Source organism: Candidatus Epulonipiscium viviparus (assembly GCF_030708075.1).
GTDB lineage: Bacteria > Bacillota > Clostridia > Lachnospirales > Cellulosilyticaceae > Epulonipiscioides > Epulonipiscioides viviparus.
Genome location: NZ_CP117982.1, coordinates 1,911,798 through 1,933,550 on the forward strand (window position 1 = coordinate 1,911,798; position 21,753 = coordinate 1,933,550).

Below are 21,753 nucleotides of genomic sequence, written 5' to 3' on the forward strand. Positions count from 1 at the left end.
TTTGAATCACTGCTTCTGGAGTTTTTTGACTGCTTTATGATGGTATAATAGAGAATTCGAATAATAAAATTCTTATAGACAAAATAAAGTATAGGACTTATAATACGAAAAAGGAGGTAATGATATGATAAATGGATTTACACAAGTTTCGTGTGATTTTGTGAGAGAAATTGATGCGAAAGTATACCAGTTTGTTCATAACAAAACAAATGCAAAAATTTTATATTTTAATAATGATGATTTACACAAAACATTTGGAATAGGATTTAGAACGCCTACTTCAGATAGTACAGGTGTACCGCATATTATGGAGCATTCAGTTCTTTGCGGCTCGCGAAAATTTGACATTAAAGATCCGTTTGTGGAGCTTGCAAAGGGTTCGTTAAACACATATTTAAATGCTATGACATATCCTGATAAAACTTTATATCCTGTTTCTAGTGAAAACGATAAAGACTTTCATAATTTGATGGAAGTATATCTAGATGCAGTTTTTTTTCCGAACATTTATAAAAATGAATTTTTATTGATGCAGGAAGGTTCTAGAATTGAGTTGGCAGAGCTAGAAGGTGAGCTTGAGTATAAAGGTGTTGTATATAATGAAATGAAAGGGGCTTTTTCATCTCCAGAAGAAGTGCTGTTTAGAAAAGTTAAAGAGTCTCTGTTTAAGGATACTCAATATAGATATGAATCGGGTGGCTGTCCAGATAAAATTGTAGATTTAACATATGAAGATTATATTGATTATCACAAAAAATATTATCATCCTTCTAATTGCTATATCGGGCTGTATGGAAAAATGGATATTGAAGAAGTTTTGGAATTTATTGATAAAGACTATTTGAGTCATTTTGATTATCAGGTAATTGATTCAAAAATTTTAACACAGGTACCATATAATAATATTATAACAGAAAAATTTCCGTATTCTGTGAACCAAAAAAAAGGTGATCAGCTATATTTGTCTCTCAATTTTGCAATGGGAGAAGCTACAGATAGGCTTTTTACGCTTTCTATGAGTATTTTAGAGCATATTTTGCTGGATACTTCTGCTTCTCCGCTCAGAAAAGCGCTGATAAAAGCAGAAATTGCAGAGGATGTATTTGGAGTATTTCAATCGCATATAAAACAACCAATTTTTAGTATTATTGCCAAAAACGCAGACAGTACTAAGGAAAATCAATTTTATCAAATCATTTATGAAACACTTAAAAAGCTTGTAGCAGAAGGGATAGATGATAATTTAGTATTGGGAGCTATTCAGGTTAAAGAATTTTCTATGCGTGAAGGAGAATCTAGAGGATATTCTAAAGGGTTACATTATTTTGTTGCTAGCATGAAAGGGCTTATTTATGATGATGATCCACTTGAGCAATTAAAATATGAAAAAGCATTAATGTATATAAAAAATTCAATTGCAGATGGATACTTTGAAAGCCTAATCCAAAAGTATTTCTTGGATAACACTCATGGATCACAGGTGATACTGTATCCAGAAGAAGGTCTTAGTGAACGTGAAGATGAAAATGTTAAGAAAAAATTACAAAAAATAAAAGCTGATATGTCTGATGCAGAACTAAAAATGCTTGTTGAGAAAACTAAAGCATTTAAAGAGTTTCAGAGTGCTCCAGATAAACCTGAAGAAGTTGCAAAAATTCCGCTTTTGTCAAAAGATGAGCTTTCAAAAAATGTTATTTTTCCAAGATATAATGTAATAAGTAAGGACAGCAAAGAATATATTATATCTAAACTAAAAACTAATAAAATTTGTTATTTGAGTTTCTATATAAATCTGGAAGGTATTGAAGATGAATTGATACCATATATGGGTATTTTGACTGCAATGCTAGGAAAGCTTGATACTGTTAATTATTCATATGAAGATTTGTCATCGAATATCAATATGTATCTTGGAAATATGGATTATAATATTCAAGGTATAGCAAATATAAAAACTGAGGGTGAAGATGAGCGATATTTTATTGTAAAATCTAAGGCACTAACTGAATATATTGATAAACAATTACATTTATTTGATGAAATTATTACGAAAACTAAATTTGATGATACGGTAAGATTGCTAGAACTTTTGAAGGAACTGCGATCAATGATGCAGATGTTTTTATCGAGTGAAGGACATAAGGTGGCCATTACAAGGTTGCTTTCTAACTTTACTGCCTTAGGAAGTTTTGAAGAGGAAAGTAAGGGATTAGTTTTTTATCATGTAGTTGAAGAAATCGTTGATAATTGGAGTAATAAGAAAGAAACTTTTGTAAATAATTTAAGAAAAGCCTATCAAAAATTGTGTACTTGCGATAGAATACAGGTTGGTATAACAGTTGATAACGAAAATGAAATTTTGGATAAAGTGCATGAAGTGGTGATGGCATTGCCTGATAATAGTGTTGACGATGTGTCTGCAAGTTTCAAAGATACAGAGGTTAAGGAAGCTATTGTTTCTTCAGGAAATGTTAATTATGTGGCAATGGGATATAATTTTAAGGATTTGGGATATTCATATAGCGGAAGCTTGCAACTATTAAAATCAGTATTGTCGATGGATTATTTATGGACTAATGTGCGTGTTAAAAATGGAGCTTATGGCTGTTTTTGTGATTTTAGAAGATCTGGAAATGTGTATTTTACATCATATCGCGATCCTAATATTAAGGAAACGTTAGATGTGTATCGTGAAATTGCTAATTATGTAAAAAATCTAAATTTAAGCGACAGAGAATTGCTACAATATTTGATCGGAACTATTAGCGCCCAAGATTTTCCATTTACTGCCTATACTGAGGGCTCAACAGCGCAGATATATTATTTTGCACATGTTACGAAAGAAATTTTACAAAAATCGCGTGATGAATTATTTGAAACTACTAACGAAACATTACAAGGATTTTCAGAGTTGCTTCAAGCGGTTATTGATAAAAATCAATATTGTGTATTTGGTAACGCAATAAGTATAGACCAGAATAAACAATTATTTACTACTATTACCGAAATATAGAATGTTGTTATGAAACAATTGTGAAATGAGGAGTTTAATGAAAATTTATATTAGTGCTGATATAGAAGGTATTTCTAGTATATCAACTTGGCAAGAGTCTGATATGAAGGCTCCTTCAGAAGCATGTGCTAGAATGACCAGAGAGGTTTGCGCAGCATGTGAGGCTGCCATTGAAATGGGTGCTACTGAAGTTTTAGTAAAAGATGCTCATGGATATGGCAAAAATATATGCCATGAAGATTTGCCAACTCAGGTGAAATTGATGTCTGGATGGGCAAATCATCCGTATAATATGGTTGAAGGAATAGATGAAAGTTATGAAGGGGTAGTGTTCTTAGGATATCATTCTGCAGCTAGCACCCCGGACTCACCCTTATCACATACACTAGATACAAGGCTTGCTAAGGTAACATTAAATGGTGAAATTGCAAGTGAATTTTTAATTTATCATACCTTGACAAATAGTCTGAATGTTCCTACCTTATTGGTAACTGGAGACGGAGGAATAGTTCGCGAAGTATCCGAACTTGATCCTAATATAGAAGCGGTTGCAGTAAAAGAAGGATTTGCTGGAGCAATGATTAGCAATCACCCAGCAATGGCTTGTAAGGAAATTAAAGAGGCTTTGAAAAGAGGAATTTCAAAAAGAGATTCTATTGAGATGCCTATGATAGATGAGTTTACGCTAGAAGTTACATTTAAGGAGCACAAAGAAGCTTATAAATATAGTTTTTTTCCTCATGCAACACAAGTCAACTCGCATACTATAAAAATTCAATCAGAAAATTATCAGGATATATTAACATTTTTATTATTTATTTAAGGAGTGAAAATGATGGCAAAATCAAAAATTACGATGGATGGAAATACAGCGGCCGCATATGCCGCATATGCGTTTACGGATGTCGCGACAATCTATCCGATAACTCCGTCAAGCACTATGGCAGAGGTCATGGATGAGTGGAGTGCCAATGGTAAAAAGAATATTTTTGGCCAACGTGTTAGTGTAGTAGAAATGCAATCTGAAGCTGGTGCGGCGGGAGCATTTCATGGCTCGTTGCAAGGAGGCGCGTTAACTAGCACTTTTACTGCATCACAAGGGCTGCTGCTTATGATTCCGAATATGTATAAAATTGCCGGTGAGCTTCTTCCCGGAGTATTTCACGTGAGTGCAAGAGCACTGGCAGCGCAAGCATTATCAATATTTGGTGATCACCAAGATGTTATGGCGGCAAGACAAACAGGCTGCGCCTTGATTGCATCGGGGTCTGTTCAGGAAGTTGCCGATCTTGCACCAGTAGCACATTTGGTAGCGATAAAAGGAAGTTTGCCAGTAATTCATTTCTTTGATGGATTTAGAACTTCACATGAAATTCAAAAGGTAGAGGTGCTTGATTATTCTGATTATGAAGAAATGTTGGATAAAGATGCACTGGCTAGATTTAGAGAAAAAGCACTTTCTCCAGAGCACCCTGTAACAAGAGGAACTGCTCAAAATCCTGATATTTATTTTCAAACTAAGGAAGCTTCAAACAAATATTACATTAAACTGATAGATTATTTCGAAGAATATCTTCATAAAATTAGTGAAAAAGTAGGTAGAAATTACAAGTTATTTAATTATCATGGTGCGGCAGATGCAACAGATATATTGATTGCGATGGGATCTGTAACAGAGACGATTGATGAAACTGTAGATAAATTGAATGCAGAAGGGCAAAAGGTTGGAGTTGTAAAAGTACATTTATTTAGACCATTTAGCACTAAGCATTTGTTGGAAGCGATTCCGCAAACTGTTGAAAGAATTTGCGTATTGGACAGAACTAAAGAACCTGGCGCAGCAGGAGAGCCACTTTATCTCGATGTTAGAAATGCTTTCTTTGATAGCGATAGAAAAGTAAAAATAATTGGTGGACGTTATGGATTGGGATCAAAAGATACTACCCCAAAACATATTAAAGCAGTATTCAATAACTTAGCAGGAAAGCAGATGAATGGATTTACAGTTGCAATCGATGATGACGTTACGCATCTTTCTATTCCGATAGATGAACAATTTAGTATTGCTCACCCGGGGACTGTACGCTGTAAATTCTGGGGATTAGGTTCTGACGGTACTGTTGGTGCAAATAAGCAGGCGATTAAAATTATTGGTGAAACCACGGATAAATACGTTCAGGCATATTTTGCGTATGACTCTAAAAAATCTGGTGGCATAACTGTTTCGCATCTTAGATTTGGGGATACGCCAATACGTTCGACATATCTAATTGATGAAGCGGACTATATTGCATGTCATAATCAGTCTTATGTAGAAGAATACGATGTTTTAAAAGGGCTTAAAAAAGGCGGAACTTTTGTATTGAACTGTGTTTGGGAGCCAGAAGATGTTGAAAATCATATTTCAGCCAAAATGAAAAAATATATTATGGAAAATGATATCAACTTCTATATAGTTAATGCGACAAAAATTGGAGAAGAAACTGGTCTTGGGAAACGTATTAATATGGTTATGCAAACTATTTTCTTTAAATTAGCGAATATTATTCCATTTGAAGAAGCGCGAGAAGAGCTTAGACATTCTGTAGAAAAAGCGTATGGCAAAAAGGGTGAAAAGATTGTTGCCATGAATTTTGAAGCAATTGATATGAGTGTAAGCGCACTTGTAAAAATGGATATTCCAGATAATTGGAAAAACTCTGTAGATGCTGAACAAAGCCACGATCAAGTACCTGATTTTATTAAAAATGTTGTATTTCCTATGAATGCTCAGGAGGGAGATAATCTGCCAATTAGCATATTTAATGGGTACGAAGATGGAACTTTCCCTTGTGGAACGGCCGCATATGAAAAGCGAGGTATTGCGATTGATGTACCAGAATGGAATGTAAATAACTGTATCCAGTGTAATCAGTGTGCATTCATTTGCCCGCATGCTTGTATTAGGCCAGTATTAGTAAATGCAGATGAAAAAGCTGCCGCTCCTGAAACTTTTGAGACCAAAAAAGCAATTGGCAAAGTATTTGAAGGACTGGAATATAGAATACAAGTGAGCCCATTGGATTGTACGGGGTGTTCAAACTGCGTAGATATTTGTCCGTCTAAAAATAAGGCATTGGCAATGAAGCATATTGGAGATTTGGTTGAGAAAGAAAATATAAATTGGGAGTATGCAGCAAAGAGCGTATCATATAAAGGTGATCTGGTTGAAGGTAAAACTGTGAAGGATAGTCAGTTTAAAACTCCTTTAATCGAATTTTCTGGGGCATGTGCAGGATGCGGTGAAACTCCTTACATTAAACTTGTAACTCAATTATTTGGAGACCGAATGGTTATTGCAAATGCAACAGGATGTTCTTCGATTTGGGGAGGCTCTGCACCAGCAACTCCTTATACTACTAATCATGAAGGCAAAGGACCAGCATGGGCAAACTCATTATTTGAAGACAATGCGGAATATGGATATGGGATGGCTCTTGCAGATAAGCAACTACGAAATAAGCTAGAAGATGACATGCAAGCTTTGATACTAATGGATATCGATCAATCTGCTAAAGAGGCATTTTCAAACTGGATTGCTAATAAAAATAACAGTGCAGGTTCGAGAGATGCGGTAGCAAAAGTATTGAAAGCGCTTGAAGGCAACTTTGGTGGAGATGCAAAAGTATTGGTAGAAAATATTAAGGAGCGCAAAGATCATTTGGTTAAACGTTCTCAATGGATTCTTGGTGGAGACGGTTGGGCATACGACATTGGATATGGTGGACTCGATCATGTTATGGCTTCTGGTGAAAATGTAAACGTGCTTGTATTTGATACAGAGATTTATTCTAATACTGGAGGTCAATCTTCTAAGGCTACTCCAGCTGCAGCGATTGCCAAGTTTGCAGCGTCTGGTAAAAAAACTGGCAAGAAAAATCTGGGAATGATGATGATGAGCTATGGGAATGTTTATGTTGCGCAAGTGGCAATAGGTGCAGATAAAAATCATCTAATTAAAACATTGTTAGAAGCAGAAGCATATGACGGGCCTTCGATTGTCATTGCGTATTCTCCTTGTATCAGCCAGGGTATTAAGCAGGGAATGGCATGTTCAATTAAAAATACCGCGGATGCTGTTAAAGCGGGATATTGGCATTTATATAGATTTAATCCGGATCTAAAAGAAGAAGGAAAAAATCCATTTACTCTCGATTCGAAGGAACCATCTGAAAGCTTTTTAGATTTTATTATGAATCAAGTTAGATACTCGGCACTTACTCAGTTGTATCCAGAAGAAAGTGATAGGCTGTTTGATAAGACAGAACAAGATGCAAAAGATAGATATGAAAGTTATAAAAAATTGGCTGAGTAATAAAATTTCCCTCCTAATGTTTTAGGGGGGGTTTTATTTTGGCATAACAAGCAACCTCTTGACAAATTTAGGATTTAATGGTATTTTTATAAAGACAAAAAATCGTATAAAGGGGGATATGTATGAGATTATTGAAAACCGAGAAGTATAAAAATACGATCTATAATCGCTTATTTATCACAGGAATCATTGCAATAATACAAGTGATAATATTCTTAGTATTATTTTTTAGATTCTTGGAAGTATCTGTTTTAGTGGGGTCAGCGTTATATGTATTATCGTTAATATTTATTATATATTTGATAGGAAATGATGAACCAGGAGCATATAAGGTCAGTTGGATTGTTATAATCCATTTATTACCATTATTAGGAATTTTACTTTATTTGTTATGGGGCGAAAAATCATCTTCAAAAAAATTAAACGAAAAGGTAAATGCGTCAGTTGAAGAAATAAAGAGATATTTGAAAGAAGATGATGAAACAAATAGCAGTCTCTATACAGAAAATCCGCGTGCTTACTCTACAACAACATACTTAAAGGCAGCAACACATTATCCGGCTTTTCGTGGAACAGATGTAAAATATTTTTCACTTGGAGAACATTATTTTCATGATATGTTGGAAGAGTTAATTAAGGCAGAAAAATTTATTTTCTTGGAATACTTTATTGTATCTGAAGGATATATGTGGGGGGAAATACTTAGTAGATTAAAACAAAGAGCAGAGGCAGGCGTAAAAGTTTATATTATGTATGATGATATGGGATGTATTACGACATTACCGTGGCAATATAGAGAAGAGCTAGAGAATGTACATCCTAATATTAAGTGTGGAGTATTTAACAGAATTAAACCTATCGTAGGATTAGTCGCGAATCATCGTGACCATAGAAAAATTTTGGTTATAGATGGAAAGATAGGATTTACAGGAGGAATAAATTTAGCTGATGAATACATCAATGAAGTAGTTAGATTTGGTCATTGGAAAGACACTGGAATTAGACTTGAAGGACCTGCAGTATGGGGGTTAACTTGCTTATTTATTGAAATGTGGAATGTGGCTTCTGATATTCATTTGGTACCATCAGAGTATAAGGTAGAAACTGCATATTATGAAAATGCAGGGTTTGTGCAGCCATTTGGAGATAATCCACTTGATGATGTAACAGTGGGGCAAAATGTTTATGTGGACATAATTAACCAGGCGAAAGAAAATATTTATATAATGACACCATATTTAATTTTAGATGATATTACTAAAAATGCGCTTATTTTGGCAATTAGACGTGGAGTAGATGTAAATATTTTAACTCCGGGAATACCCGATAAAAAGGCAGTGTTTAGAATAACTCGTACAAATTATATATCATTATTAAGAGCAGGCGCAAAAGTTTATGAATATACTGAAGGATTTTTGCATGCCAAATCTATTGTTGCAGATGGAACTATAGGAATGATAGGTACAATTAATTTGGATTATAGAAGTTTATATTTAAATTTTGAGTGTGGCGTATATATGTATAATAATCCGGCGATTACGGCGCTCGAAGATGATAAAAAGCAGACTATTGCCGTAAGTAAGAGAGTGGAATTAGAAGATGTGGAATTAGGGCTTGGAGGACGTGCGATAAATGCGATCTTAATGATATTTGCACCGTTTATGTAAAAAAGGGTTTGTGAAAAATTAAATAAGGCGTTGACTTATCGCTGAATAGTTCTTATAATTTAGGAGCTAGGAGGCGATTTTTTAATGTATAAAATACTTGAAAAACAGAGATTAAGTGAGCAAGTTGTACGTATGAAAATTGACGCACCCAATGTTGCGAAGAAAGCATTAGCAGGTCAATTTATTATTTTGAGAGTTGATGAAGATGGTGAAAGAATACCACTGACTGTTGCTGACTATGATAGAGGGGCTGGTACAGTTTCTATTATTTTTCAAGAAGTTGGATATACTACTATAAAACTTGGTAAAAAAGAAGAAGGAGAATATATTCAGGACTTTGTTGGACCTCTTGGACTAGCCTCTGAAGTGGAGGAGTATAAAGGCAAGAGAGTTTGCGTAATTGGCGGAGGTTTGGGCTGTGCAATTGCCTATCCTCAAGCAAAGGCTTTCTATGAAGCAGGAGCAATTGTTGATGTTATTGCTGGTTTTAGAAATAAGGATCTTGTTATTTTAGAAAAAGAAATGGGCGCATGTTCAAAAAAACTTACTATTATAACAGATGATGGTTCTAATGGCAAAAAAGGGCTTGTGACGGATGTATTAAAAGAAGAAATAGAAAGTGGTGCACACTATGATTTAGTGATTGCTATTGGACCGCTTGTTATGATGAAATTTGTATCCTTAGCAACAAAGCCATATGGAATTAAAACCATTGTAAGTATGAATTCAACTATGGTAGATGGCACTGGAATGTGTGGTTGCTGCAGACTGACTGTTGATAATAAAACTAAATTTGCTTGTGTTGATGGGCCAGATTTTGATGGTCACTTAGTGGATTTTGATGAAACTATTAGAAAGTCTAGAATGTATCACGACCATGAAAGAAGTCAATGTAGTTTGGAGGGATTTAAAAATGCCTAATATGTCAAAAGTAAAAGTGCCAATGCCTGAACAAGCGCCAGACATTAGAAACAAAAACTTTGCAGAAGTTACTTTGGGATATACAGATAAGGACGCTTTAGAAGAAGCTGATAGATGCTTAAATTGCAAACATAAGCCGTGTATGAAAGGATGTCCTGTTAATGTACAAATTCCAGAATTTATTTCTGCTATTAAGGCTGGAGAATTTAAAAAAGCAAATGATATTATAAAAGAAACCTCTTCTTTGCCAGCTGTGTGCGGACGTGTGTGCCCTCAAGAATCTCAATGTGAAAAGTATTGTGTACGTGGAATTAAAAATGAGCCTGTGGGAATTGGTAGATTGGAGAGATTTGCAGCGGATTGGGCGATGGAAAATTTTGCCGAAAAGTCTCAAAAACCGGCAGCAAATGGACATAAAGTAGCGGTTGTTGGAGCAGGACCAGCAGGATTAACCTGTGCGGGAGACCTTGCTTTAATGGGTTATGATGTTACAATATTTGAAGCTTTCCATGTTGCAGGTGGAGTTTTGATGTATGGAATTCCGGAATTTAGACTTCCGAAAGCATTAGTTCAAAAGGAAATCAATAGCCTAAAAGAATTAGGTGTGAAAATTGTTACAAACTTTGTTGTAGGAAAATCGGAAACCATTGATGACTTATTAGCAGATGGATATGAAGCGGTGTTTGTAGGTTCTGGTGCAGGGCTTCCTAAATTTATGAATTTGCCTGGCGAAAATTTAAATGGAGTTTATTCTGCAAATGAATATTTAACTCGTATCAACTTGATGAAAGCGTATGAAGATGGTGCAGCAACTCCTATTTATCATGCAAAGAATGTAGCTGTCTTTGGCGGAGGTAATGTCGCGATGGATGCAGCTCGCTCAGCCAAGAGAATGGGTGCAGAAAATGTTTATATCGTATATCGTAGATCTGAAAATGAATTGCCAGCTAGAGCAGAAGAAGTTCATCATGCTAAAGAAGAAGGAATTATATTTAAAATATTATCTAATCCTAATGAAATTATTGGCGATGAAAATTTCTGGGTTAAGGCTATCAAATGTGATACGATGGAGCTTGGCGAGCCAGATGAAAGCGGAAGGCGTTCTCCAGTGAAAGTTCCAAACGCAGAATTTATATTGGATGTTGATTGCGTAATTGTATCTATTGGAACATCTCCAAATCCAATCATTCCAAGCTCAACACCAGATTTAACGACTAACCGATGGGGTTGCGTTGTAGCTGATGATGCGGGAATAACTGAGAAGCCGGGAGTTTTTGCTGGTGGGGATGTTGTAACAGGAGCAGCGACCGTGATTTTAGCTATGGGTGCAGGTAAAAATGCAGCTGCAGCTATGGATGAATATATTAAAAAACGATAAAAAAAAGGTGCCGCAATTAATTTTGTAGCACCTTTTTATATTTAACGTGTAGTATATTCTTTAACTATTTCAGCAAGATCAATACCAGTTAAGCTTTCAACGACTTCTGGTACTTGTGCGATGATGTTTGTAAGACCTTTGGTAAACTTGGCAGAAGCGCCGGTGGAGTTGTCACCGCCATTGTCTATGATAACCATTTTCTCGGTTTGAGCAAGAGGTTTCGCAATGTTGGCAGCAATCTCCGGAAGGTTGTTAGCAATGATTTCTACGATGATAGCGTTGCCGTATTCTTTATAAACATCAGCTTTTTCGCGAAGTGCTTCAACTTCGGCTTTGAGTGCTTCGGCTTCGGCTTGGCCTTTTGCTTTGATCGCAGCGGCTTCGGCTTTACCAATTTCCTCGATTTTTAATGCCTGAGCTTTGGCTTCTAGTTCGAGAGCGGTGGCCCTACCAGCAGCTTCGAGTTCAATCTTTTTCTGCTCAGCATATGCTTTTTGCTCTTCGATATATCTTTGGGCTTCGGCTTCTTTTTCGGCTTTATATTTTTCGGCATCGGCTTGCTTTTTGATATTTACATCGAGTTCTTGCTCTTTGCGAAGCGCATTTTGTTTTGTAACTTCTGTTTGCTTGATAGCTTCTAGCAATTTAGCAGATTGTTCAGTTTCTATTACTTGTTTTTGAACAATATTTGTTTCGATATCGTAGGCTTTATCGGTTTTTGCTTTGGCTTTAAACTGCTCCTCTTTATACAGCTGCAACTTAATTTCCTTTTCTTTTTCGGCTTCGGCAACTTGAGTTTCTGCCATTAATTGGGCCTGCTTACCTAAGCGGTTGCTTTCTGCAGTCTTTTCTAGCTCTTCTCTTTGGGCCTCTGCCTTTGCAATTTCAGCATTTTTATGTACGTCTGCTATACGCTTGGCACCTAATGCTTGCAAATAGCCATTTTTATCTGTAATATCTCGGAGCGTGAATGTAATGAGTTGAAGCCCCATTTTAGTTAGTTCAGAGCTTGCAACAGATTCGACTTCGGATGTAAATTTTTCTCTATCTTGGTATATATCTTCTAAAGTCATCTTAGAAACAATTTCTCGCAACTTACCTTCTAGAACATCCTTGGTAGTAGACTTGATGTTGTCAATAGTACTCTGAAGCTTACCAGTATTAAATTGTTCCACTGCTGTAAGTATACTTTGCTTATCATTTTTAATCTTAATAATAGCAACACCATCTGTTGATAACGGAACCCCTGTAATATCTAGTGAATCGGTTGTATTTACATCAAGGTTCATATCTTCTAGCGAAATGCGGTCAATTTGTTCTAATATTGGGATAACTATGGTTCCTTTGCCACTAATAACTCTCTGTTTAACACCTGTAATTACAAATGCTTTATCAATAGGAGCTTTTTTCCACATACTTAAGATTAGTACAACAATGGCAACGATAATTGCAATTTCAATAAAATGCATATTAATTCCCCCTTTATAAATAATATTAAAATAAATCAGAATTTTTGTCAATAGGAGCATGTTCTTTACTTTATGTGCATATATTCAAAAAAAATTTGTTTAATAATGTAAGTGTTTGACAATACTATATTATAAAATTGAAAAGAGGTTACAAGATGTATAAATTAGTCGAGCATTATTATCAAATGTCGCTAAGTCGAAGAATACTGTTTTGGATTGTAGAATGGGTATTTTTTGCACCAATAGCATATTTGTGGTTGATGGTGCTTCATGCTTATGATGAATGAAGAGCTCTTGTAGAATTGATGCTGCAATCTTTAGGTATTTTGAGATAAAAAAGAGGAACTGCAAGGGGGCAGTTCCAGGGGAATATTACTTATTTTCAAAATCAAAGTGAAATTGTAAATCGTTGACAATATCAACATCAGCATTTGGCATTGCAAATTTTAGTGTTAATGTTGTGGTTGCTTCTAATGGTTGATCGGCCATAAAAGTTAAAGAATCAGATGGAACGACAATATCGATATTTTTAAATGAGTTGGGGTTATTTGTGAGATGAACAGTTACATTAGTTTCTTCTAGACTATTTTTTAGAAAATATCCTTCTTGAAATTTCAAGTTTAAGCTTACGATGCTTCCCTCTTCAATATTGTCGATGGTGGTAAATTCGAGTACTGGGGCAGCTGCAGAACTACTCTTAATTATATCTCCTAATCCATCTATCAGAACAATCGGCGTGCCATTATCTGCCAAATTTACCAAAGAATGCGTATTATCAAGCTTTGCAGTAGGATTGGTAACCGGAATTTCTCTCATAGTGTTGGGTACAGGAAGAGCAACCGGGAGGCTAAAATCTTCGGTGGTCATCACTTGGTCTGCAGATGAAAATGCGTCTGGAAGAACCATTTTATAAAATCCAGATGCATAGGACGATGCCCACATCACGTTGGGGTCAATAGGGTCAAACATTACTTCTGTAGTTTTATTTGAATTGCCTATTCCGTTATTGATTTTAACCCAGCTTGCTCCTCCGTCAGTTGTCATAAATAATCCTTGGTTTAGGCCATTGATAGCAGTGGAGCCGCCCATTGTTACAACCATTCTATTTTCGTCTTTAGGATCTACGGTAGTGTCAATGATGTATGCACCAGAAAATCCGTGAGTCCAAGTTGAGCCGTTGTCATCGCTATACCACATCCCACCTTTGCAAGTTGCTGGAGTTCCTGATGCAAAGCCAGTAGAAATTACGATTCTGCCGCTAGGCGCAACGGTGATGTCGTTGACAGAGTTTACTCCTGCTGGAAGTGGCATTTTGGTCCAATTTTCTGCCTCATCTATAGATTTATATAATCCACCATCTGCACCCATCGATGCTGCATAAAGAGTTTCATGATCCGTAGAGAAAGCAACAGCGTTAATGTTTGCAGGTGTAGCGTCGATACCATTGTTTGCAACAGCCCAGGTGACGCCACCGTCCGTAGTTTTATATACACCGCGTTGATCCGATTTGAGAGTAAGTTTTGACGCAACGTCGTTTATGGTTTTTACAGGCACGGCAAAGTACATGGTATTAGGGTCGTTTTTGTCAATGATTAAAGTATAGGCTTTGATGGAGTCTGACATAGGTACATCGAAAACTTTGGAAAGGCTTTCCCAGTCTTTGCCACCGTTTGTGGATTTGACAAATTCGCCGCGGTGTCCTAGTCTATCTACCAATGCGTATACTGTATTGGGGTCATGAGGATGAAATGCCACCGCTGCGCCAGGACAGGATACTTGATTTTCGAAGTCGATTCGTTCCATTGGTACTGCTTTTGTATCGATGTGAGAATAATCTACAGTGTCATTAAGCTTCCAAAGTCCTGTTTCGCCAGATACAAAATACACATCATTGGTGACAGGTTGCGTAAGTACATATTTTCCAGGAACATTGCTATTGCCTCGACCGATCCAGATGTCGTGGTCAACTTCCACAGAATCTACCTGTGCCCATGTTCTGCCTCCATCTTTAGAGACGATTCTAGATTTAAATACGTGAGTAATGAGTGTTTTGCCATCGGGACTGATTGCCAAATATTGATACGCAAGCATAGGATATTGCCCATCAAACATCCAAGACCAGTCTTCCTCACCACCAACATCAACATTTCGAGTAGTTAGGTCAACATCATCTGGTGCATATTGTGACGACCAATACTCTGCATCTTCTTGGTAACCAGACCCAATTCTGGTAGAAATAAACCAATTTTTACCACCATCTTCCGAAATCCAAATTCCTTCGGGCTCGATGCTATTTTCCTTGCGGCCACAGTTTGCTGCATATAAAATATTAGGATTTACAGGGTTAATTTCGACTTCTCGAAAGCTTGGGAGTATTGCATCAGGAACTTTGATGTTTGGTAAGTTGCTTTTGCCAAACCAGTTGCCTATTCCGTTTTGAAACCCTTGTTGAGAACCCTTTCCATTAGCATCTTTAAAGTTGGTATAGTCAACCATCATCCCGTCGTTTAAAGATTCCCATGTTTTTCCTTCGTCCACACTTTTAAAAACACCGCCACTAGTGTGAGACACGTTGCCCTCATCATCCAAATCCCAAATTGTAAGAGTGGCAGTAACCAAAGTTACTTGATCTGTCGCTTCGTCATAGTGAAAGGCCAAATCTCGTATATGCGTGTCGCCAGTAATAGGATCTGCAAGTCCATCGTTGATGGGTTCATAAGATGCTCCACCGTTATGGCTGATGAAATTTCCGTGAGAGGTCGCAACATATAAGGTGTCGCGTTGCTTAGGGTGAATGAAGATTTGCCCGATTTCTGCTTGTCGCGGGAGCCCCTCAAAAGTATTGGTCCAAGTAACTCCGCCATCAGTAGATTTATAAATTATGCCTTGAACCGCGCCATTGCTCGCACCGGTTTTATAGCGTTGTTTGCTAGTGCGAGGATCTTTATTTTTCCAAAATCCACCTGATCCGGCATAGATAATGTCATGGTTAGTTGGGTCAATAGTGAGTGCAGAAAGAGAAACTTTTTGGCTGGATATATGAGGAAACTTATCTTCTGCAAATGGACGCCAGTTCTTTCCTTTATCATATGTAACAAATAACCCATTTTCATTTGCAGCAAGACCATAATTCTCATCTTGAAGCGAAAATTTCATCTGATAAGTTTGTGATAATGCGGTCAGTCCACCATTGGCATCTTCATCAGAAATGGTTTCCCACGTATCAACGCTTGTCATGCCATCTCGTGACATATAAGAAGTATCCATGTTTTGCGATATGTAGACATAATTTGGATCAGTGGGATGGAAGAATGATGAGTCGGCACCACCTTGTGACCCTGCCGCGATCTGAATCCATTCGATATCTTCTGTGGAGTTGATGCGTCTGGTAACTAAGTCTTGTTCAAATTGCAATGTACCAGAAGTGACCGAGCCAGTAGTGATAGAGGTTTTTTCCGTAGCAAAGGCGGGAGTTGAGATTGTTGCTGATGTCGCGGCTGCAAGAATGTAGGCAATAAGTTTTTGTGATAATTTCATAAAAAGCTCCTTTTTTTCGAATTTATTTTGAACTAGTACACAATCAAATTGTATCATATATTTTAAATGCTTGACAATATTATAACTTAATGGTGTACTAGAAATTTTGAAATAGTTTGCCGCTGTAGTAAAAGTTACTACAAAATACTATTTGAGCAAAGCTTCGATGGGAAGCCCTTTAATATCATAGTCTTCGGTAGTCACTACCTTATTAGCAGATGAAAATCCATCCGGAAGAATCAGTTTATAAAAGCCTGATGCATATGAAGAAGCCCACATAAATGCTAGTGTCCAGCTGACTCCTTCGTCATCGCTATAATACATTCCGCCTGCGCACTCAGAAGCTGTTGCAGAAGCAAAACCGGTGGAAATAATTAGGCGACCTTTTGGCGTGACCGAAACATCGTTGATAGAATTTACCCCTGGTGGAAGTGGCATTTTAATCCAGTTTCTTGCTTCATCGGTGGATTTATATAGCCCCCCATCTGCTCCCATTGCAGCAGAATAAATTGTATGGTGGTCGTTTGAAAAAGCAACAGCGTTGACATCGGCAACTGGAAAGGTTGAGTGAACATCGTTGATTGCTTTACTAGGAAGCGCAAAATACATAGTGGTAGGATTATTTTTATCGATGATTAGTGTATACGCTTTTATCGCATCAGACATAGGCACATCAAAGAGTTGGCATAAGCATTCCCAATCAGTGCCGCCAGTGGTAGATCGTACAAATTGCCCGCGATGATTAAGTCGGTCAACTACGGCATAAACAGTGTTGTGATCGTGAGGATGAAATGCCACCGCTGCGCCAGGACAGGATACTTGATTTTTGTAATCGATGCGCTCCATTGGAACCGCCTTGGTGTTTAGATACTGATTATTTTACTGCAAAGCTGAACACAAAGTCAGTTAGCGGATCGATAGTGCCTTCCGGCATAATGAAGTCGAAGGCCACAAATTTGCCAGAAGCGCCGACTGGCTGAGCACCGTTGAAAGTATATGAGTTGGTAGATGGAGTGATGGAGAGCCCTTTTGGACTGGTTAGGGTGATCTCAAGTTTAGGAGTTCCAACGCCACCTTTGATAGCATAAGATGTGAACATTGATATTTTTAGAGTGATTTTATCGCCAGCCTTTATGGTTGATGCCGGCGTGATGTTTTTGCCATTTGCTTGCAGTTGAACAGTCATAGATGAAGGAAGATCGCCGTTAGCATTTACAAGTTTGCCTTTCAAAGCTGGAGCATATACAGTGCTTTTAATTAGGAAAGAAGAGGCAGAAGTGTCAGTTTTTCCAGGAGTAATGTTGATTATAGGGAATGCGGTAGTGAATCCAGTAGCGGAACCTTTTGGCATAACAATGTCTCCAACGCTAAATTTATAGGAAAAATCATTTAATAAATCGAGATCGCTATCAGGCATTATAAACTGAAATTTTATAACTTGGTTTGCGCCAAGAGGAGCTGCATCAGTAAAAGTGATAGTGCCTGTGTTTTGGATAATATTAACATTTTTATTGGAAGCCGGATTGTTCCCAATAGCGATGTTTATGTTAGTAGCACCAACGCCATCTTTGATGTAGAAGCCATCTGAAAATTGTACTTTCATTGTTACCAGCGTGCCAGCAGGAATACCTTTTAAGTCCATTGTATCTGCAGGAACGGTTTTTCCGTCAGCATCGACATACATCGAGATGCCACCAGGAAGAGTTCCTTTGGAAGCCATCAATATTCCATCTAGGTCTTTTTTATACAGAGGATTATTGAGAGATACGAATGGCAAGCCACCTTGAGTTTTTGAAGGGCGCACACCGATTAAAGTATGAGGAGCACCCAGAGGCGTCGTGGCAACAGCGGGAGCGGCGGCGAAAGTTGGGATTGAAGCACCGAGTAATGCGTTAACGGCAATAAGACTTGCGATAAATTTTTTCATAAATAAAGCCTCCTTAATAATCTAATAAGATTGTTGTGTAACAGCTGTGGGGGTAGCAGAAGTGAAGATAGAAATATGTATGATAGAAATGATTGTAAGAATTTCTGCTGTTTAGTAATTAGTATTAAAATTTTTAATATTATAGTTGATTTTAATAGTATTTTGCCATAGCTGCTGAAAATAAATAGAGGATCGTTTCAAATGTAAAAATTTACAAATGAATTTATTGTAATTATAATTTATGAGGTATAATTTGTAAAGAGATATTTGAATTATTTTTATAAATAAGAACAATTTTAGTAAAAAGTTAAAAATAACATAATGTAGTGATGTTGATAAATAAATCGTTCTTTGTAACATAAAGTTGTTTTAGATGTATTAATTTGTTATAAAAATAACATATTGTATATGTATATTTAATATGTTATATTGAAAATATATTAAAATTTGGAAGGGGAAATGACGATGCTAAAAAAAATTATTGTAGCACCAATATTAATTGGATTGCTTACAGCTTGTGGAGGAACACAAACAGAGATTGTAAGAGAGAGAGGTGATATATATACGCCTGTTGGAACATATCCTGTGGTGAAAGAAGGTGAGACAGATTCATTTTCAGTTTTTGCTCCATTGCGAACAAGCGTAACTACATATGATCCAGAAATTAATCAATTTTCGAAACGGCTGGAAGAACTCACAGGCGTAACACTAGAATATACTGAGCCCACTTCGATAGATAAAAGACAAAAATTTAACATAATGATGACAGGTGGAGACTATACCGATGTAATCTTGGATATGTGGTTGGCTCCGTCTGAATTGTTGCTTTATGCTCAGCAAGGAATCTTTGTTCCACTCAATGATTTAATTGACAAATATGCACCGAACATAAAAAAAGCATTAGATGAGAATCCGGTGATAAGAGATACTTGGACATTGGAAGATGGAAATATGTATTGTATTCCAAGGATAGGAAAGTCACCAAGAAATTTGGCTACTGAAAAAATGTGGATCAATCAGGATTGGCTGAATAATTTGGGGCTAGAAGTGCCTACAACTACAGATGAATTTTATGAGGTGCTAAAAGCATTTAAGGAGCAAGATGCAAATGGTAATGGCGATCCCGATGATGAAATTCCCTTTACTGCAGCGATGGTAAGTGGATGGGGGGCGCATCCGGTACCATATTTGCTAAACGCATTTATCCCAGCTGTTTCTAGTACAGGTTACTTTAATTTGGATGAAAACGATAAAGTTTATCCTGTAAAAGCAACTGATGAGTGGAAAGAATTTTTGAGATACATGAATAAAATGTATACGGAAGGGTTGATAGATCCATTGATGTTCACTCAAACAAAAGATCAATTGTTAAAATTGGGGTCTAATCCAGAGATTGCTATAGCGGGGGCAATTCCTGCGGGATCTACATCGGTGTTTTGTAGTACTGTTAATGTGGATCGATGGACGCAATATATACCGATAGCTCCTCTTACGGGGCCAGCAGGGGTGAAGTCGGCACATATAGTACCTGATTTTGGTGGATCTACGATGACGATAACAAATGCTTGTGAGAACCCAGAAGTGGTAATGCGTGTATTCGATTATATGTTTACTGAGCAAGGCGCACTGGAAATGATATTGGGAATGAAAGGTGCGGGCGGCTACGACGATGCGCCAAAAGGTGCGGTAAACTATATTGGAGAACCTGCAAAGTATATACGAAACGATCAAGATGCAATTCAAGATATAAGTTGGAATAGAATGGGATCGGACTACCAACCGCCTGATTATGACTTATGGTTTGCGGCACTTGAAAACCCGGATGAAGATATTGAGAGAATTTTATATATTTCATCGATAGAAGACTATATTCCCTATGGGCAAGACCCTGAAAAAATTTTGCTAAATTTGTCTCAAACAACAGAAGAATCAAGACGTATTGTGGATATTACAGCACTGTTAGATTCATATCTAGAGCAAGCAATGATTGATTTTATTATAGGCAATAAAAATGTGGATGAAGATTGGGAGGAATACTTAGCAGATATTGAAAAATATGGTATATATGAACTTGCGGCAATAAAACAGGCTGCATATGACAGAAAATAAATAATGATCGAAAAGAGACGCCATAAGAGCGTCTTTTTTATTTTAGTCAACTTTTTGCATAAGTTTTTTAGCAGAAGCTTTTTTTTGTAGTTGAATAAAATATTGATCAATAGATGTGGGAGAGAATAGTTCTTTGCGAATATTTTCTATTTGAATACTTTCATCATATGTAGTCTTTTTTATCATAGTTTTACACATCTCTAACACCTCCTTGTGTTATATAAATATGATTTATGACAGCACTACTATACTATTTAAGAAACTAATAAATTCCAAAGTTTGTTATCTGGTGTAAGTACCTGAATTTTGTTATTGAGAATATCAGTACCTGCTATTGATTTTAGTGAATGATGAATTATTATGGTTTTGAGGTTATAACATCCAGCAAATACATTATTGCCAACGCTGGAAACGGCTTCAGGAAGTATGAACTTCTCTAGGGTGAGACAATCATTAAAAGCTTTTTCGTCAATTGTAAGCATACCTTTAGGTAATTCAATAAAAACAAGTTTGTGGCAACCAGAAAAGGCCTCTTTACCTATTTCATGAGCATTAGGTGGAATTTCTACATTTACCAAATTATTGCAATTATAAAACATAAAATCACTAATACGGAATATTCCTTTGGGAAGAATAACATTTTCGAGACTACTGCATCCCCAAAACATTCCAGAGGCTAGAACGACAATCTGTTCTGGAAGATCGATGTGCTTTAGGCTACTGCATCTACTAAAAGCGCCTGTGCCAATGTGAGTGATGTTTGGAGAAAGCTCGATTTTGTGTAAACTGCTACAAAAATCGAAGGCAAATTTACCAATACTAACGATACTATCGGGAAGTATTATTTCTGTTACATTGGTACACTTATAAAAAGCTTTTTCGGCAATAAAAGTGACTCCTTCTGGAACTTTAACTTTTGCATCATCGCCAATATATTTAATTAATACTTTATTTACAATATAAAATTGTCGTGTATTATAATTCAATATATTAACTATGGGTTCTTCATCTTTTGCAAGAGAAAATTTTGCATATACAAAACATTCAATAGCTTTTTGTGCTAGATCTGGTTGCCACATAAATTCATTTACAAGATGTTTTTGTATTTGAGCAATAGAATCTTTGTCATCAGCAGATTTAACCTGAAGCCCTACTGCGGCCGCGACCCCCAGTTCTATTGCCCATAGTAACATTTTTACATCTGAATTATTTAGTTTATCTTGTATCAAATGTTTGAATTGTGGTTTATTTACATAAATTGTTTCTCCATATGTTAGATAAATTTGTTTTAAAGTCTCTGCAGTTTCATTCATAATTTTATACCTCCTAATATTTAAATGCGTAAAAATATTTTATATTAATTTATCGTTTTAAACAA

Annotated in this window: 14 protein-coding genes; 8 read left to right on the forward strand and 6 right to left on the reverse strand. The window is 36.6% G+C overall.

The genetic code is table 11. The features are described 5' to 3' along the window. The first annotated feature begins 124 nt into the window (after positions 1-124). From PCY70_RS08000 to gltA, 6 genes are all read left to right on the forward strand, one after another. Entirely contained in the window at positions 125-3,013 is a 2,889-nt protein-coding gene (locus tag PCY70_RS08000) for an insulinase family protein (protein WP_305766939.1), read from the forward strand. 37 nt (positions 3,014-3,050) lie between these two features. Continuing rightward, on the forward strand, positions 3,051-3,836 hold the full coding sequence (locus PCY70_RS08005) for a M55 family metallopeptidase (protein WP_010168299.1): 786 nt from the start codon (positions 3,051-3,053) through the stop codon (positions 3,834-3,836). 12 nt (positions 3,837-3,848) lie between these two features. Beyond that, positions 3,849-7,367: a pyruvate:ferredoxin (flavodoxin) oxidoreductase gene (gene nifJ, locus PCY70_RS08010; RefSeq protein WP_305766940.1), complete on the forward strand. Its 3,519-nt coding sequence runs from the start codon at positions 3,849-3,851 to the stop codon at positions 7,365-7,367. Between the two features lie 122 nt (positions 7,368-7,489). Beyond that, a complete protein-coding gene (cls, locus tag PCY70_RS08015) occupies positions 7,490-9,034 on the forward strand; it encodes a cardiolipin synthase (protein WP_305766941.1) in 1,545 nt (514 codons plus the stop codon). A gap of 84 nt (positions 9,035-9,118) precedes the next feature. Beyond that, a complete protein-coding gene (locus PCY70_RS08020; RefSeq protein WP_305766942.1) occupies positions 9,119-9,955 on the forward strand; it encodes a sulfide/dihydroorotate dehydrogenase-like FAD/NAD-binding protein in 837 nt (278 codons plus the stop codon). Next, complete coding sequence (gene gltA, locus PCY70_RS08025; protein WP_010167173.1) at positions 9,948-11,333, forward strand: NADPH-dependent glutamate synthase; 1,386 nt, start codon at positions 9,948-9,950, stop codon at positions 11,331-11,333. Before PCY70_RS08020 ends, gltA begins: the two co-directional genes overlap by 8 nt. A 41-nt stretch (positions 11,334-11,374) precedes the next feature. Here the strand turns inward: gltA and PCY70_RS08030 are convergent, their stop codons facing one another. Further along, positions 11,375-12,802, reverse strand: a complete 1,428-nt coding sequence (locus tag PCY70_RS08030; protein WP_010167174.1) for a flotillin family protein — start codon at positions 12,800-12,802, stop codon at positions 11,375-11,377. Positions 12,803-12,957: 155 nt separating this feature from the next. Here PCY70_RS08030 and PCY70_RS08035 point away from each other — a divergent pair, with 155 nt between their 5' ends. Then, positions 12,958-13,089, forward strand: coding sequence for a hypothetical protein (locus tag PCY70_RS08035; RefSeq protein ID WP_010167175.1), 132 nt, complete (start codon positions 12,958-12,960; stop codon positions 13,087-13,089). 85 nt (positions 13,090-13,174) lie between these two features. On the opposite strand, the gene PCY70_RS08040 is transcribed toward PCY70_RS08035, so the two are convergent. The 3 genes from PCY70_RS08040 to PCY70_RS08050 all read right to left on the reverse strand — a co-directional run bounded on the left by PCY70_RS08040 (position 13,175) and on the right by PCY70_RS08050 (position 18,266). Next, a complete protein-coding gene (locus PCY70_RS08040; protein ID WP_305766943.1) occupies positions 13,175-16,339 on the reverse strand; it encodes a beta propeller repeat protein in 3,165 nt (1,054 codons plus the stop codon). Between the two features lie 147 nt (positions 16,340-16,486). Beyond that, positions 16,487-17,185 (reverse strand): WD40/YVTN/BNR-like repeat-containing protein, encoded by a 699-nt coding sequence (locus tag PCY70_RS08045; RefSeq protein WP_305766944.1) that lies wholly within the window; start codon positions 17,183-17,185, stop codon positions 16,487-16,489. A gap of 28 nt (positions 17,186-17,213) precedes the next feature. Continuing rightward, entirely contained in the window at positions 17,214-18,266 is a 1,053-nt protein-coding gene (locus tag PCY70_RS08050) for a hypothetical protein (RefSeq protein WP_305766945.1), read from the reverse strand. Positions 18,267-18,731: 465 nt separating this feature from the next. Here PCY70_RS08050 and PCY70_RS08055 point away from each other — a divergent pair, with 465 nt between their 5' ends. Continuing rightward, entirely contained in the window at positions 18,732-20,375 is a 1,644-nt protein-coding gene (locus PCY70_RS08055; RefSeq protein ID WP_305766946.1) for an extracellular solute-binding protein, read from the forward strand. Between the two features lie 42 nt (positions 20,376-20,417). On the opposite strand, the gene PCY70_RS08060 is transcribed toward PCY70_RS08055, so the two are convergent. Together PCY70_RS08060 and PCY70_RS08065 are read right to left on the reverse strand one after the other, a co-directional pair. After that, positions 20,418-20,573, reverse strand: coding sequence for a hypothetical protein (locus tag PCY70_RS08060; protein WP_010167182.1), 156 nt, complete (start codon positions 20,571-20,573; stop codon positions 20,418-20,420). A gap of 56 nt (positions 20,574-20,629) precedes the next feature. After that, the gene (locus PCY70_RS08065; protein ID WP_305766947.1) at positions 20,630-21,688 is read right to left on the reverse strand and encodes a leucine-rich repeat domain-containing protein; all 1,059 of its coding nucleotides are present in this window, start codon (positions 21,686-21,688) and stop codon (positions 20,630-20,632) included. Positions 21,689-21,753 lie beyond the last annotated feature (65 nt).